This is a genomic window from Edwardsiella anguillarum ET080813 (assembly GCF_000264765.2).
In the GTDB taxonomy this organism is placed as follows: domain Bacteria; phylum Pseudomonadota; class Gammaproteobacteria; order Enterobacterales; family Enterobacteriaceae; genus Edwardsiella; species Edwardsiella anguillarum.
On the sequence record NZ_CP006664.1, the window covers coordinates 1,670,601 to 1,684,998 of the forward strand.

General features: G+C 56.5%; 14 protein-coding genes. 6 read left to right on the plus strand and 8 right to left on the minus strand.

The features are described from left to right. Positions 1 to 242 precede the first annotated feature (242 nt). A complete protein-coding gene (locus ETEE_RS07520; RefSeq protein WP_034165415.1) occupies positions 243 to 1,055 on the minus strand; it encodes a 5'-nucleotidase, lipoprotein e(P4) family in 813 nt (270 codons plus the stop codon). A gap of 26 nt (positions 1,056 to 1,081) precedes the next feature. After that, complete coding sequence (aphA, locus tag ETEE_RS07525) at positions 1,082 to 1,807, minus strand: acid phosphatase AphA (protein ID WP_012850263.1); 726 nt, start codon at positions 1,805 to 1,807, stop codon at positions 1,082 to 1,084. 236 nt (positions 1,808 to 2,043) lie between these two features. On the opposite strand from aphA, the gene ETEE_RS07530 reads away from it, so the two are divergent. The 3 genes from ETEE_RS07530 to trmA all read left to right on the plus strand — a co-directional run bounded on the left by ETEE_RS07530 (position 2,044) and on the right by trmA (position 4,765). Then, positions 2,044 to 3,177, plus strand: a complete 1,134-nt coding sequence (locus ETEE_RS07530) for a porin (RefSeq protein ID WP_034165417.1) — start codon at positions 2,044 to 2,046, stop codon at positions 3,175 to 3,177. Between the two features lie 50 nt (positions 3,178 to 3,227). After that, positions 3,228 to 3,479 (plus strand): hypothetical protein, encoded by a 252-nt coding sequence (locus ETEE_RS07535; protein ID WP_225865129.1) that lies wholly within the window; start codon positions 3,228 to 3,230, stop codon positions 3,477 to 3,479. Positions 3,480 to 3,664: 185 nt separating this feature from the next. Beyond that, complete coding sequence (gene trmA, locus ETEE_RS07540) at positions 3,665 to 4,765, plus strand: tRNA (uridine(54)-C5)-methyltransferase TrmA (protein ID WP_034165418.1); 1,101 nt, start codon at positions 3,665 to 3,667, stop codon at positions 4,763 to 4,765. A 47-nt stretch (positions 4,766 to 4,812) separates the two neighbouring features. On the opposite strand, the gene ETEE_RS07545 is transcribed toward trmA, so the two are convergent. Then, entirely contained in the window at positions 4,813 to 5,205 is a 393-nt protein-coding gene (locus ETEE_RS07545) for a YijD family membrane protein (protein ID WP_034165419.1), read from the minus strand. An 8-nt stretch (positions 5,206 to 5,213) separates the two neighbouring features. After that, positions 5,214 to 5,894: an HTH-type transcriptional repressor FabR gene (gene fabR / locus ETEE_RS07550; RefSeq protein ID WP_034165420.1), complete on the minus strand. Its 681-nt coding sequence runs from the start codon at positions 5,892 to 5,894 to the stop codon at positions 5,214 to 5,216. A 207-nt stretch (positions 5,895 to 6,101) separates the two neighbouring features. On the opposite strand from fabR, the gene sthA reads away from it, so the two are divergent. Next, positions 6,102 to 7,541, plus strand: coding sequence for a Si-specific NAD(P)(+) transhydrogenase (gene sthA, locus ETEE_RS07555; RefSeq protein WP_071844102.1), 1,440 nt, complete (start codon positions 6,102 to 6,104; stop codon positions 7,539 to 7,541). Here the strand turns inward: sthA and oxyR are convergent. After that, positions 7,524 to 8,447 carry a DNA-binding transcriptional regulator OxyR gene (oxyR, locus tag ETEE_RS07560; RefSeq protein WP_034165423.1) on the minus strand — a complete coding sequence of 308 codons (924 nt, stop codon included), beginning with the start codon at positions 8,445 to 8,447 and terminating at the stop codon, positions 7,524 to 7,526. The two genes, sthA and oxyR, sit on opposite strands and share 18 nt — an antisense overlap. A gap of 146 nt (positions 8,448 to 8,593) precedes the next feature. Between oxyR and ETEE_RS07565 the strand changes: the two genes are divergently transcribed. Both ETEE_RS07565 and ETEE_RS07570 read left to right on the plus strand, forming a co-directional pair. Next, positions 8,594 to 9,328, plus strand: coding sequence for a glutathione peroxidase (locus ETEE_RS07565; RefSeq protein WP_034165424.1), 735 nt, complete (start codon positions 8,594 to 8,596; stop codon positions 9,326 to 9,328). Between the two features lie 86 nt (positions 9,329 to 9,414). After that, positions 9,415 to 10,863: a dihydrolipoyl dehydrogenase gene (locus tag ETEE_RS07570; RefSeq protein WP_034165425.1), complete on the plus strand. Its 1,449-nt coding sequence runs from the start codon at positions 9,415 to 9,417 to the stop codon at positions 10,861 to 10,863. Positions 10,864 to 10,889: 26 nt separating this feature from the next. Here ETEE_RS07570 and argH read toward each other — a convergent pair whose 3' ends face one another. From argH to argB, 3 genes are all read right to left on the minus strand, one after another. Further along, positions 10,890 to 12,272, minus strand: coding sequence for an argininosuccinate lyase (argH, locus tag ETEE_RS07575; RefSeq protein WP_034165426.1), 1,383 nt, complete (start codon positions 12,270 to 12,272; stop codon positions 10,890 to 10,892). A gap of 71 nt (positions 12,273 to 12,343) precedes the next feature. Next, positions 12,344 to 13,561: an argininosuccinate synthase gene (locus ETEE_RS07580; RefSeq protein WP_034165427.1), complete on the minus strand. Its 1,218-nt coding sequence runs from the start codon at positions 13,559 to 13,561 to the stop codon at positions 12,344 to 12,346. 38 nt (positions 13,562 to 13,599) lie between these two features. Further along, a complete protein-coding gene (gene argB / locus ETEE_RS07585; protein WP_034165428.1) occupies positions 13,600 to 14,373 on the minus strand; it encodes an acetylglutamate kinase in 774 nt (257 codons plus the stop codon). Positions 14,374 to 14,398: the final 25 nt, after the last annotated feature.

Sequence of the window (14,398 nt, forward strand, 5' to 3'; positions counted from 1 at the left end):
CCCTGACGCGCGTGCTGAGCGGCTCTCGTCACGGGAGAATCAGAGAAAAAAGAAAGGTAATTAGAGGATTATTCTCAGTTCAGTAAAACTAGTCTCTGTTTTAACTAAAATAGCGACTCAGCCAACCTGTTTATATGTGCAAAAAATGCGCCGACGGCAGGGGAAGCGGAGGCCGACGGCGCAACAGAGAGTAAAACGAAACACCTAGCGCCTCATATTACGAAGCGCCATCTAAAACAACGTTACTGGGCTGCCGGCGTCCAGGCTGACAGATTGGCGTCACGGATCTTCAGCTTTTCTGCCGCAGGCTGCTTCCAATACGCCTTCGCCATTCCGCCTTCCCAATCACCGTAAGAGGGGTTGGGCAGAATGATAAACTGCGTGCCAAACTTCTGATGATTTTCGGCCACGAAGTCTTTACGCACCGCATTGTCCTGGTGGTAAGTCGCCCCGGTAAAGTCATTCAGGTTATCCCCGACATACAGCACCGGGAAATAGCCCATCTCGGTCACACGTTTAAAACGCGCGACTTTATTGCTGCCGCTGCTGTCTTTCAGCAGCAGGTTCTCAGCGCTAACATCAGGGAATCCCTGCGCCTTCAGATCGGCTAGCGTGCTGCTCAGCCCCTGCTGCGAGCGATTGGAGATGTAAAAGACCCGGCCGCCGTGGTCCTGGACAAAGCGGGCAAAGGAGACCGCACCCGGTAATGCCTTAGCCTGACGCGCCTCAACCCACTTATCCCAGTCCGCCTCGCTGAAGCTGCGTGACTGTTTGATCTGCCAGGCGGCATAGGGCGTGTTATCGACCATGGTTTCATCGATATCGACAATCACGGCCTTCTTACTGCCTTTAGGCGCGGGATTGTTGAGAAATGCAGTTTTAGCGACGTTAAATGCCTGCCAGGTCAGCGCCTGATACTCGCCTGACTGTTGCATCCAATTCACGGCCAGCGTCGCCTGCGATGACAGCTGTTGCTGTGCGCTCTGCGGGTGGGCGGCGCAGCCGGCCAATACCATCACCGCCGCGGCCAGGCTCAGTTTTAGCGTATGTTTCATCAATGCCTTCTTGTCTATTAACGCGATCAGTACTGGGAATTCACGATGACTTTTTCGCCAAAAGCCCCGTTCTTCGGCATCGGCTTATTAGTGGAGTTCAGTGGACGCAGCACCCGGATCCCTTCAGCGCCAGCCTTGCGGGCGTCCTGAATATCATTGTCAGAATCACCGTAGAAGATGGTAATATGGTGCTTCTGCATATATTCAACTTTGGCATCTTGTTTGGTTCCGGCAAAAATCACCTTATTCAGCTGATTATCCGGAATTTTGAAATCGTCTTTCAGCGTTTGCGTCAAATCCTCTTTGCCATTAGACGGCATCGGACGACCAGTGATGAAATAGACATGGTCACCGCGTTTTAAATGCAGCTCCATCAGCGCACGACCAGAATCTTTGGGAATCGAGAAGCGATCCCAACCGCTGCTGCTGACTTCATCCCAAAACTTCTGATTTTTCAAAAACGCATTGCTGTCAGGTGAAAATTTTTGTTTCCCATAGAAAAACGCAGGGCTGGAAAATAGCAGTGTATCGTCGATATCAAAACCGACGCTAATCGGTGCCTTCCCTTTCAGACTTTCAGCGACCTGCTCAATAGAGATCCAGTGAATCGGATATTGCTGCGTTAACTGCGTCAGCGTAGCACCCAGATTCGGCTGTGCGGCTGTCTCAGTAGCAAAGGAAGCTGGAGAGGAAATCAGACCCGCTGTAGCAAGGACTAATGCAATCAGTGATTTTTTTGTGGTTATAAACATGGCGATAATCTCTTAATTTCGCATGGAGGGAGTCCAATTTGTATATATAAAACTATATCGACTCAAACAGCGTGATTAATGTGATCATGATCTATGTTTAAAGACATTCATGTTACAAATAGACGCAAATACGTGACATTCATCACAAAAAACCAGCTGTCATTTGTATAATCATAAAAAAAGCAACGCCGTTGCTCTTATTTTTAATAACGTCTAATAATTATCAGCAGGAATCAATGATGAATAAAATCCGCTCGCTTGTGGCCCTGTCCACCATAGGCTGCATTGGTATTTTTCCGCTCATTTCACATGCAGCAGAGATTTACAACCAGAACGGCAATCGCGTTTATTTAGATGGCTCTTTTAAGGTAAGACATTATTTTTCTCAAGATAAATATATTGCCGGAGATCAATCAAAGGTAAAGTTCACTCTACGTGGTGAAACCAAAATCAATGATCTTATGATTGGCTATGCACGTTGGGAATACAATGTAAAATTAAACCAACCGGAAAGTGCCGGTAGTACCAAAAACACAACGCGTATAGGATATGCAGGCGTAGGCTTCGGACAATACGGAAGCTTCGATTATGGCAGGAACTACGGGATCCTGAACGATATTAATGGTTGGACCGGGGCGCCTATTCCGGTATTCGGCGGCGTCTCTTATGACGGCGTCGATAACTTTATGACCTACCGTACCAATAACGTCGCCACATACCGTAACCGTAATATTTTTAACCTAGTTGACGGCCTGGATTTTGGACTACAGGTACAGGGTAAAAATGACGGCTGGAACGACCCGGAAAATCAGACGGGTCCGCTCAGCAGCAACCCCCGCGGCGTCGCACACCAGAACGGCAATGGGGTTGGGACCTCGCTGGTCTACCGCTTCGAAAATGGTCTCAGCATCGGCGGAGCATACGCTAATTCAGCGCGTACGCTGGAGCAGCGTCAGGATGATCTGGGGAAACGAGCGGATGGCTGGAACGTTGGCGCCCGCTATGACAACCATAATGTCTATCTGGCCGCCATCTATGGTGAAGTCAAGAATATGCACTATATTGGCAAACAGGATGGATTTGCACCGAAGGCACGTGGCTATGAACTGTTGGCCCAGTATCAGTTTGACTGCGGCCTGAAACCCTCCCTCGCCTATCTCAACGGAACGGCAAAAGATCTCAAGGGTAACGCAGGCAGTAACCAAACCTATGTAAAATTCATCGATCTGGCGACCACCTACTCTTTTAACAAGAACCTGGCACTCATCTTTGAATATAAGATCAACCTACTGGATGACAACACCTTCACGCGAAATAACGGCATCAGCACCGACGATGTTTTTGTCACCATGCTGAACTATAAGTTCTAATATTTTCTCCTACCGGGATCGCCTAATGCTAATGGCGGTCCCCTCTTCAATTGATACTCTCTGCTTTATGGAAAAAAAAGAAAACAGAGCGAATTAATAGCTACAAGATACTTTCTCTGCTAAAGAAAAATACGGATTATTACTTTACCATCACCGATATTATCCACTTTACTGGAATCAGCCGCTATAGAACTGAACATATCCTCTCCGAATTTGAAACCATGGCGCTGGTCAGCAAACGCGTTGAGCATTTCGGCGCCAGCTGCCGCTATTATTACAAGGGCACGCTAAGCGAAGAGTAACGCACACGGGACTGGACATCATACGTCCATCGCCTACAATCGCATCCTTTGGGATACCTATCGCGGACCAAAACGCAGTCAGGCCGATGGCCATCTGCTCGACCGTTGACTGCCCGTCCCGCCGACGCCCCGTGCGGTGGGATGAACATACCTGCCGTAACTTCCCCGTGCCGATGAGAACCGATATGACGCCAAGCATGCTGCCAACCGAACACTATGACGACCAGCTCAGTGAAAAAATCCACCGTCTGGAGCAAATGATGCAGCCGTTCGGCGCTCCTGCGGTACAGCCATTCCGCTCGCCGGCGAACCATTACCGCATGCGTGCTGAGTTCCGGATCTGGCACGATGGCGATGACCTCTACCATATTATGTTTGATCCCCAGAGCAAACAGCGCATCCGGGTGGATCAGTTCCCGGCCGCCAGCGAGCTGATCAACCGCCTGATGCCGCTGCTGCTCGACGCTCTGCGTCCCAACCCAACACTACGCCATAAACTGTTTCAGATAGACTACCTGTCCACTCGCAGCGGGCAGATTATCGTATCCCTGCTGTATCACCGCGCGCTAGATGATGCCTGGAAGCAGGCCGCAGAGGCTCTGCGCGATGCACTACGCGGTCAGGGATTCGCTATCCAGCTGATCGGACGGGCCAGTAAGACCAAGATCTGCCTGGACCAAGACTGGGTCGATGAGGTATTGCCGGTCGCAGGACGCCAGATGATCTATCGCCAGGTCGAAAACAGCTTCACCCAGCCCAACGCGGCCATCAATATTCAAATGCTGGAGTGGGCGCTGGACGCCACGCACGGCGCGGCGGGAGATTTACTGGAGCTGTACTGCGGCAACGGCAACTTCTCACTGGCGCTGGCGCGCAACTTTCGTCGGGTGCTGGCCACCGAGATAGCCAAGCCGTCCGTCGCGGCGGCGCAGTACAATATTGCCGCCAATCAGATAGACAACGTGCAGATCATCCGCATGTCGGCTGAGGAGTTTACCCAGGCCATGCAGGGCGTCCGGGCGTTCAACCGCCTGCAGGGCATCGACCTGCACAGCTATGAGTGCAATACCATCTTCGTCGATCCCCCACGCAGCGGTCTGGATACAGAAACCCTGGGTATGGTGCAGGGATATCAGAACATCCTGTACATCTCCTGCAATCCACTGACGCTATGCGATAACCTTCACACGCTCAATCAGAGCCATCGGATTACACGTCTGGCGCTGTTCGATCAATTCCCTTATACCCACCATATGGAGTGCGGGGTACTGCTGGAACGTCGCTGATCCCAAAAAAAAACGGGCAGCTCTCTGGCTGCCCGCGGCGATGCGACTCAACTGTGTCTCTCATCGTCATCATCGTCCCTATCCTGCGCGGCGCGGCCGCGCTGCCTTTTAATCCGTACGCCGATCCACAGCACCAGCGCCACACACAGTAAAGAGGGCAGAAAGTTGGAGCCAATGGCGGGATATTCAACGCGGATCAGCGTGCTGTAAAACAGAAGGCCGAGCAGAAAACAGGAGGATGAGAGCATCGGCATGCCTTCCGGCATGGCGACGTGAAGATAACGCTGGTGTAAACAATAGGCCGACAGCACCAGGGCGATCAGCGGAAAAACAGAAAACGGCACGACGCTGCTGAACAACGCAGAAAACGATCCGCTGATGGATAACCCTGCCACGGCTGACAAGACCAATGTTCCGATATCAAGACGATGTTTACGCATCTCCTCCCCTATGACTTGTGATGATGTCCGCCGTCGATGGCCGTCGCGGCAACCTGCGCAAGGTGCGCAAGGTGCGCTTTCTCCTGTTCACGGCGATACCAGTAATACACACCTTTGGAAATCATCCGCAGCTGCAACACCAGGCGCTCCTCTAGCTGACGGCGCTGCTCGCTGTCGATATCCAACGCCTCGGCACCCGCGCTGAAGACAATGGTGACCATCGCCTCGGCCTGCGCTTCCGTAAAGCTGCGCGGCATATGATTTTCGATTTCCAGATAGTCGGCAAGTTCCGCAATAAAATGCTGAATTTCACGCTGTACCGCGGCGCGAAAGGCAGCCGAGGTTCCAGATCGCTCACGCAGCAGCAGACGAAACGCATTGGGATTATTACCAATAAACTCCATGAAGGTCGCGACCGAGGTTCGGATCACGCTACCGCCCTTCGCGATACGCTGACGCGCCTGACGCATTAGCTGACGCAGCATCAGACCGCTTTCATCCACCATGGTGAGCCCCAGCTCATCCACATCGCGAAAATGGCGATAAAACGACGTGGGCGCGATCCCTGCCTCACGCGAAACCTCTCGCAGGCTCAGACTGGCGAAGCTGCGCTCGGCGCTGAGCTGATTAAATGCCGCCTCAATCAGTGAACGGCGTGTCCGTTCCTTTTGCTGTGCCCTGACGCCCATATTCTATCCGTTATTCTCTTCATGTCCGGTTTTACGGCCGGCGCTTTTATTGGCTACCACCGCCTCACTATACCAAACTTAGCCCTATCACGCTGAATTAACCATCACGGCAGCAAATGGCGTTATATTACGTAATTATCTGCTAATAATAACTATTTTCCATATAAATAATAAGGATGATTGGGCTGTACAGCATTTCATGTTAATATGGCGTTGTGGTTTTGTATAAAAAAGGCCTACTCTAACATGCAACAGCATTTCCATTTTGACGCCATCGTTATTGGTTCAGGACCCGGGGGTGAAGGTGCCGCCATGGGACTGGTTAAACAGGGGGCGCGAGTTGCCGTAGTCGAACGGCAATTCAGCGTCGGCGGCGGATGTACCCACTGGGGAACCATCCCCTCGAAAGCCCTCCGTCACGCCGTCAGCCGCATTATCGAATTTAACCAAAACCCGCTCTACAGTGATAATACCCGCCTCATCAGCGCAACCTTTCCCGATATCCTGCGTCACGCCGACAGCGTAATAAACCAACAAACCCGAATGCGTCAGGGCTTCTATGAACGCAATCACTGCCAGCTGTTTTACGGCGAGGCCCGTTTTGTCGATCCCCATACGCTGAGCGTGACCTACCCGGACGGCAGCAGCGATACCTTAACGGCCGACAACATTGTTATCGCCTGCGGCTCCCGCCCCTACCACCCGCAGGATGTCGACTTTAGCCATCCCCGGATTTACGACAGCGACTCTATCCTTAACCTGCACCATGAACCCAGCCACATCATCATCTATGGCGCCGGCGTTATCGGCTGTGAGTATGCCTCTATCTTCCGCGGCCTCAACGTTAAGGTCGATCTGATTAATACGCGCGATAGGCTGCTCTCTTTCCTGGATCAAGAGATGTCGGACTCACTCTCTTACCACTTCTGGAACAACGGCGTCGTGATCCGCCACAACGAAGAGTTTGAGCAGATTGAGGGGCTGGAGGACGGCGTTATCGTTCACCTGCGCTCCGGGAAAAAGGTCAAGGCAGACTGCCTGCTGTTTGCCAACGGCCGCACGGGTAATACCGAGGGTCTGTGTCTTGAGGCGGTGGGTCTGGAGGCAGACAAGCGTGGTCAGCTGAAGGTCAACGCCCGCTATCAGAGCGCGGTGCCGCATATTTACGCCGTCGGAGACGTCATCGGCTACCCCAGCCTGGCCTCTGCCGCATATGACCAGGGGCGCATCGCCGCGCAGGTCATCACCCGCGGGGAAGCCCATACACACCTCATCGAAGATATTCCAACCGGGATCTACACCATTCCGGAGATCAGCTCCGTCGGAAAAACCGAGCAGGAGCTGACCGCGATGAAAATTCCGTATGAAGTGGGTCGCTCGCAGTTCAAACACCTGGCCCGGGCGCAGATTGCCGGAATGAACGTCGGAGGGCTGAAGATCCTGTTCCACCGCGAAACCAAGCAGATCCTAGGGATCCACTGCTTTGGCGAGCGCGCCGCAGAGATTATTCATATCGGACAGGCGATCATGGAGCAGAAGGGGGAAGGCAATACTATCGAATACTTCGTCAATACCACCTTCAACTATCCCACGATGGCAGAAGCCTACCGCGTGGCGGCGCTTAACGGCCTAAACCGCCTGTTTTAACGCCTCTCGCTGGATCATGACCTGCTGCATATGCTCGCGGATGGCCTCCGCGAGCTGCTCGTAGCGTGCGCGCAGCGGCGACCCGGGACGATAGACCAGAGCGATGGTTCGCTTAGGCTCCGGCTTATAGCAAGGCAGATAGCAGACGCCATCGCGCCGACGCTGAGAAGGGACGGCCAGATCGGGCAACAGCGTAATCCCGCTGCCTGCCGCGACCATGTTGCGCAGGGTCTCCAGGCTGGTCGCCCTGAAGTGGGTATCTTCATCGGCGCCGGCTTCAAAGCAAAAGCCCATCGCCTGATCGCGCAGACAGTGCCCATCCTCCAGCATTAAAAGATGCTCCCCCGCCAGCTCCGGCATCGCGATACGCTCTTTTTCCGCCCAGGGATGATCGCTATACACCGCCAGCGTCATCGGCTCATCAAACAGTGGGATCTCAATGAACGCCTCCGTCTCCTTCACCAACGCCAGAATGGCGCAGTCCAACTTTCCGCTGTCCAACTGAGCCAGCAGCTGCGAGGTCTGCGCTTCATGCAGGTACATTTCCAGCTTGGGAAACGCCTGGTGCAGCATCGGTACGATCTGCGGCAGCAGATAGGGGCCAACGGTGGGAATCAGACCGATATGCAGCGGGCCGGACATCGCCTCACCCTGCTGACTGGCCATCTCCTTGAGCACTTTTACCTCTCGTAGCACCGTACGCGCCTGCTCCACGAGCAGTAGGCCCGCCTGGGTAAACAGAACCTTACGGCTGGTGCGCTCCAGCAGCATCACCCCCAGCTCATCCTCTAGCTTGCGGATCTGCCCGCTCAGGGTGGGCTGGCTGACATGGCACGAATCCGCCGCCCGACGGAAGTGGCGGTGCTCCGCCAACGCCACCAGATATTCTAAATCCCGGATATTCATGTTGTTCTCCCGCAAGCGATAGTAAATATCGATGAATAAGATAGCAATGAACGATTAGAACTATCAAGTGGGAGTCACAATAATAAATCCTAAACCAAGGTCCCATCGCAAATTTCGTATCAGATCAGAAAGGAAGGTTGTATTACATGTTTAGCAGTCAAGAAGGCAGAAGCGTTCCACCGGTTACCTTTCATACCCGCCAAGGGGATAAGTGGCTCGATGTCACCAGCGACACGCTGTTTCGCGACAAAACCGTCATCGTCTTTTCACTGCCGGGCGCCTTCACGCCGACTTGCTCTTCCAGCCACTTGCCACGCTACAACGAACTGGCGCCGATATTCCACCAGCACGGTGTGGACAGCATTCTGTGTGTATCGGTAAACGACACCTTTGTTATGAATGCCTGGAAAAACGATCAGAAAGCCGAACATATCACCTTTATTCCCGACGGCAACGGTGAGTTCACCCGCGGGATGAACATGCTAGTCGAAAAAGCGGATCTGGGCTTTGGGCCACGCTCCTGGCGTTACTCTATGCTGGTACGCAACGGCGTGGTCGAGAAGATGTTTGTCGAACCGAACCTGCCGGGCGACCCGTTCCAGGTTTCCGATGCCGATACTATGCTGAAATACCTCGCGCCGGAGCACACGCTGCAGGCCTCGGTTTCCCTGTTTACCAAACCCGGCTGCCCCTACTGCAGCAAGGCCAAACAGATGCTACAGGATCGCGGCATCCAGTATGAGGAGATCATCCTGGGTAAAGACGCGACCACCGTCAGCCTACGCGCCATCAGCGGCAGAGCAACGGTGCCTCAGGTTTACATCGGTGGCCAGCATATCGGCGGCAGCGATGATTTGGAGCACTACCTGCAACAGGCTTAACAACAATAGGGCCACCCATGGCCCATCAAAGCCAACGTATTGGCGGGCTCGTCCCGCCTTTTTTTCGGTATTCCAGGAATCATGTAATGAAAGAATTACACGTCGACGTTGCCGTGATCGGCGGCGGTACCGCCGGGCTAGGCGCCTATCGTGCAGCCAAACGCTATACCCCCAGCGTGGTGATGATAGAAGGCGGTCCCTTTGGCACCACCTGCGCCCGCGTGGGCTGCATGCCCTCTAAGCTGCTGATCGCCGCGGCAGAATCCGTGCATCAGATCGCCCGCGCACCCGGCTTCGGTATCCATCCCCAGGGCGATGTCCGCATTGACGGTCGAGCGGTGATGGATCGCGTGAAGCGCGAACGCGATCGCTTCGTCGGCTTCGTCATGGAGGGTGTCGACAGCATTCCCGCGGATGACAAAATCCTTGGCTATGCCCGCTTTCTGGACGATCACACCCTGCAGGTTGATGAACATACCCGTATTCATGCCAAACGCATCGTCATCGCCAGCGGCTCACGCCCGGTATGGCCTGCCGCCTGGGATGCCCTGGGCGATCGCCTGATCGTCAACGACGATCTGTTCGCCTGGGATACGCTGCCGCGCGCCGTTGCCGTCTTCGGTCCCGGCGTCATCGGTCTTGAGCTGGGGCAAGCCCTGCACCGGCTCGGCGTCGAGGTCAGGGTATTCGGCGTCGGCGGCGCCGTCGGGCCGTTGACGGATGCCGAGGTCCGCCGCTATGCCGTAGATAAGCTGGGCGCAGAGTTTTATCTCGACCCCGACGCACAGGTAGAGATCCTGCAGCGTGAGGGGGAGCAGGTCTTCATTCGCTATCGCGATCTGAACGGTCAGACGCAGGATATCCTGGTGGACTACGTTCTGGCCGCCACCGGCCGGCGTCCCAACGTCGACCGCCTGGGGCTGGAGAACACCACCCTGCAGCTGGATGCGCGCGGCGTACCGCTGGCAGATCGCATGACGATGCAGACCAGCGTCGGGCATATCTTTATTGCCGGCGACGCCAGCAACCAGCTGCCGCTGCTGCACGAGGCCAGCGATCAGGCGCGCATTGCCGGTGAGAACGCCGGTAGCTATCCCGAGATCACCCCGGGACTGCGCCGCAGTCCCCTCTCGGTGGTCTTTTCCGACCCGCAGATCGCGATGGTGGGCTCCACCTTCCGCGAGTTGAATGAGCGATATGGCGCCTGCGGCTGCTTCGCCGTCGGGGAGGTCTCATTTGAAAACCAGGGACGATCGCGCGTCATGCTGCGCAATCTTGGCCTGCTGCATGTCTATGCAGAGCAGGGAAGCGGCCGTTTCCTCGGCGCGGAGATGATCGGACCGGACGCCGAGCACCTTGCCCATCTGCTCTCTTGGGCCCATCAACAGCAGATGACCGTAAATCAGATGCTGGATATGCCGTTTTACCATCCGGTCATTGAGGAGGGAGTGCGTACCGCCCTGCGCGATCTGCAAAGTAAACTGCGTCTGGGCAGCGACGAAATTGAGCGCTGCCTGCGCTGTCCGGGGGATTAACCCCGCCCGCGCCGGCGCGCGGAGCATCAGAGAATGTTACCCAGTCGCCGCTGGGCATCATCGATCGCCTGTGCGACCTGCTGCGGCGCCACGCCGCCGCGGGCGCTGCGTTTTGCCAGACAGGAGTCCAGCGCCAGCAGTGGATAGACATCGGCGCCGATCGCCGGACTGAATGACTGCAGCGTCTCCAGCGGCAACGCCTCCAGCGGTTTACCCTGCGCCAGCGCCGCCACGACCGCCTCTCCGACAATGTGGTGCGCCTCCCTAAACGGGATCCCTCTGGCTACCAGATAATCCGCCAGCTCCGTGGCATTCGCATATCCCTGCTGCGCCGCTTCGGCGCAGCGCGGGCGCTTAACCGCCAGTCCATCCAACGCCAGCGTCGCCATCTGTAAACAGTCCATCCAGGTGTCCAGGGCATCAAACAGCCCCTCTTTGTCTTCCTGCATATCCTTATTGTAGGCCAGCGGAAGCCCTTTTAACGTCATCAGCATGCCGCTGAGCGCCCCCTGCACTCGCCCACACTTACCGCGGATCAGCTCCAGCGCATCCGGATTCTTTTTCTGCGGCATCAGCGACGATCCGGAGGTTACCCGCTCCGACAGCTCAATAAAGCCGGCCTCGCCGCTGTTAAAGAAGATCAGATCTTCGGCGAAGCGCGATAGATGCACCATGCCGATAGCGGCCGCCGACAGCAGCTCCAGGACATGATCGCGATCGGATACGCTGTCCAGACTGTTACGCGTTGCGGCAGAGAACCCCAGCCAGTCGGCCAGCCGATCGCGATCGATAGGGTAGGCGGTACCAGCCAGCGCGCCGCTGCCCAACGGGCTGCTATTCAGACGCCGTAGGGCATCATCCAGGCGGCTCTCATCGCGGGCCAGCATCTCGACATAAGCCAGACACCAATGGGCAAAGGTGATCGGCTGCGCCCGCTGCAAATGGGTATAACCGGGCATCACCGCATCCTGATTCTGGCGGGCACAGTCCGTTAGCGCCTGCTGCAGCGCTATCAGAGCCTGACGCAGCATCTCGCCCTGATCCTTACACCATAGCTTCAGATCGGTCGCCACCTGATCGTTGCGGCTGCGTCCGGTATGCAGCTTTTTGCCCAGGTCACCGACCCGCTCAATCAGCTGCTGCTCCACCCAACTGTGAATATCCTCCGCATCGCCGTCCAAGATAGCGTGGGGATCGGCGCGAACCTCCTCCAGCAGCGCTGCGAGCGCCTGCGCCAGCTGCTGCTGCTCCTGTACCGTCAGTACGCCGACGGTCACCAGCGCCCGGGACCAGGCGACGGATCCGATGATATCCTGCTCCGCCAGCCGATAATCAAAGCGCAGGGAATCATTAAACTGTTTAAAACGGCGATCTGCCGCCTGGGAAAAACGCCCGCCCCAAAGTGCCATAGTGACTGCTCCGTACTCAGAATAAAATGATCGACGGGCCGCAGCGCGGCCCGCGTTCTGTCCTGCGCCTACTACTGCTTTGCGCTGTTCAGCGCGCGAATGCGCGAAGAGAGGGAGAACAGACGAATAAAGCCGCCGGCGTGGCTGTGATCGTACACATCATCCTCACCAAAGGTAGCGAAAGCCTCGTTATACAGGCTGTTGGCCGACTTCTTCTGTATGGCGGTAGCCTGCCCTTTATACAGCTTGATCACCACTTCGCCACTCACCGCGTCGGCCAACGCATCGGCCGACGCCTGCAGCGACTGACGCAGCGGAGCGAACCAGCGGCCGTCATACACAACGTAGGACATCTCCTGACCCAGCTTCTCACGCCACTGGAAGCTGTCGCGATCCAGTACCAGCTGCTCCACGCCGCGCAGCGCCGCCATCATGATGGTGCCCCCCGGCGTCTCATAACAGCCGCGGGATTTAATGCCCACCAGGCGGTTTTCGACGATATCAATACGTCCTACGCCGTGGCGGGCGCCCAGCGCATTCAGCGCCTGCAGGCAGCCAAAGGGCGTCATCGCCACCCCATTGACCGAAACGACCTCGCCCTTTTCAACGCCCACGGTCACCAGCTCGGGCTGATCCGGCGCCTCCTCTGGGGCACAGGTCCACACCCAGCAGTCTTGGTTGGCCGGGCTCCACGGGCTCTCCAGCACGCCCCCTTCGGTAGAGATATGCCAGGCGTTGGCGTCACGGCTGTAGATCTTCTCCAGCGTGGCGGTGGTGGGAATATCGCGCCCCTTCAGATAGTCGAGCAGCGCCTCACGCGAACGCAGATCCCACTCGCGCCACGGCGCCACGACCTGTAGCTGCGGTGCCAGCGCGGTATAGGTGGTTTCAAAACGCACCTGATCGTTGCCTTTCCCGGTCGCGCCGTGACACAGAGCGTCGGCCCCCAGCTCCAGCGCCAGCTCAACCTGCGCTTTCGCGATCAGCGGGCGGGCCATCGACGTCCCCAGCAGATAGCTGCCCTCATAGAGCGCGCCGCTCTTCAGCACCGGATAGACGTAATCCTTGATAAAGGTTTCGCGCAGATCCACGACATAGCAGGAGGAGGCGCCGGAGCGGAGCGCTTTCTGCTCGATGCCCACCAGGTCTTCTCGCTCCTGGCCGATATCCGCCACAAAGGCGATAACCTCACAGCCGCCGTAGTTTTCCTTAAGCCACGGAATGATGGCGGAGGTATCCAGGCCGCCGGAGTAGGCCAGAACGATTTTGTTGATGCTTTGGGTTGCCATACAGGTTTCCTTATTCTTAACCGAATCGTGTTGTTGTGTTATGCATGAATACGCGTGCCGACGGCTTCGCCGTTAAACAGCGCCGGCAGCTTTTCGGCGTGACGCCAGCCGGCGATATCAACCGGACGCCCCAGCGTCCGAGCGGCTTCCAAGGCCGCGTTCACCTTTACCACCATCCCATCGGTGATGATGCCCTGCTCGATCAGACACTGTGCCTTCTGCGCCGTCATCTCCGCGATACGCTGTCCCTTACCATCGAGGATGCCGCTGACGTCAGACAGCATCAGCAGATCCGCCCCCAGGGTCGCCGCCAGCGCCGTCGCCGCCTGATCGGCATTGACATTCAGTAGCATCCCCTCGGCGCTGATGCCGATGGAGCTGACGATCGGCAGGAAATCCGCCGCCAGCAGCTGACGCAGCAGCAGCGGCGATCCCGGCAGCGCCTGGCCAACGTGTCCCAGGGACGCATCCAGCGGACTCACCTGTACCGCCCCGCCGTCGGCCAGCGACAGGCCGATCGCCGCCAGTCCGTGCGCAATGGCGCAGGCCTGTAGCGTCTTGTTCGCCGTCCCCGCCAGCGCGCCGCTGATAATGCCTATCTGATCGGCCGGCGTGACCCGCAGACCCTGCCGCTTCACCACCGGCAACCGCAGGCGCGCCATCAGCTCATCCACCAGGCACCCGCCGCCGTGTACGATGACGATCGGACGGCGATCATGATGTCGGTAGGCCAACAGCGCCTGAAAGAGACGCTCCATCGCCTGTGGGTTATCGAGTAATACGCCGCCGAGTTTGATGATTAACGGATCCATAGCTGCCTCTGTCTGTCCGGGATAG

Bases quoted from the DNA above. Each gene is read 5' to 3' on its own strand.
- ETEE_RS07520 (WP_034165415.1), bottom strand. From the start codon at position 1,055: ATGAAACATACGCTAAAACTGAGCCTGGCCGCGGCGGTGATGGTATTG.
- aphA (WP_012850263.1), bottom strand. From the start codon at position 1,807: ATGTTTATAACCACAAAAAAATCACTGATTGCATTAGTCCTTGCTACA.
- ETEE_RS07530 (WP_034165417.1), top strand. From the start codon at position 2,044: ATGATGAATAAAATCCGCTCGCTTGTGGCCCTGTCCACCATAGGCTGC.
- trmA (WP_034165418.1), top strand. From the start codon at position 3,665: ATGACGCCAAGCATGCTGCCAACCGAACACTATGACGACCAGCTCAGT.
- ETEE_RS07545 (WP_034165419.1), bottom strand. From the start codon at position 5,205: ATGCGTAAACATCGTCTTGATATCGGAACATTGGTCTTGTCAGCCGTG.
- fabR (WP_034165420.1), bottom strand. From the start codon at position 5,894: ATGGGCGTCAGGGCACAGCAAAAGGAACGGACACGCCGTTCACTGATT.
- sthA (WP_071844102.1), top strand. From the start codon at position 6,102: ATGGCGTTGTGGTTTTGTATAAAAAAGGCCTACTCTAACATGCAACAG.
- oxyR (WP_034165423.1), bottom strand. From the start codon at position 8,447: ATGAATATCCGGGATTTAGAATATCTGGTGGCGTTGGCGGAGCACCGC.
- ETEE_RS07565 (WP_034165424.1), top strand. From the start codon at position 8,594: ATGTTTAGCAGTCAAGAAGGCAGAAGCGTTCCACCGGTTACCTTTCAT.
- ETEE_RS07570 (WP_034165425.1), top strand. From the start codon at position 9,415: ATGAAAGAATTACACGTCGACGTTGCCGTGATCGGCGGCGGTACCGCC.
- argH (WP_034165426.1), bottom strand. From the start codon at position 12,272: ATGGCACTTTGGGGCGGGCGTTTTTCCCAGGCGGCAGATCGCCGTTTT.
- ETEE_RS07580 (WP_034165427.1), bottom strand. From the start codon at position 13,561: ATGGCAACCCAAAGCATCAACAAAATCGTTCTGGCCTACTCCGGCGGC.
- argB (WP_034165428.1), bottom strand. From the start codon at position 14,373: ATGGATCCGTTAATCATCAAACTCGGCGGCGTATTACTCGATAACCCA.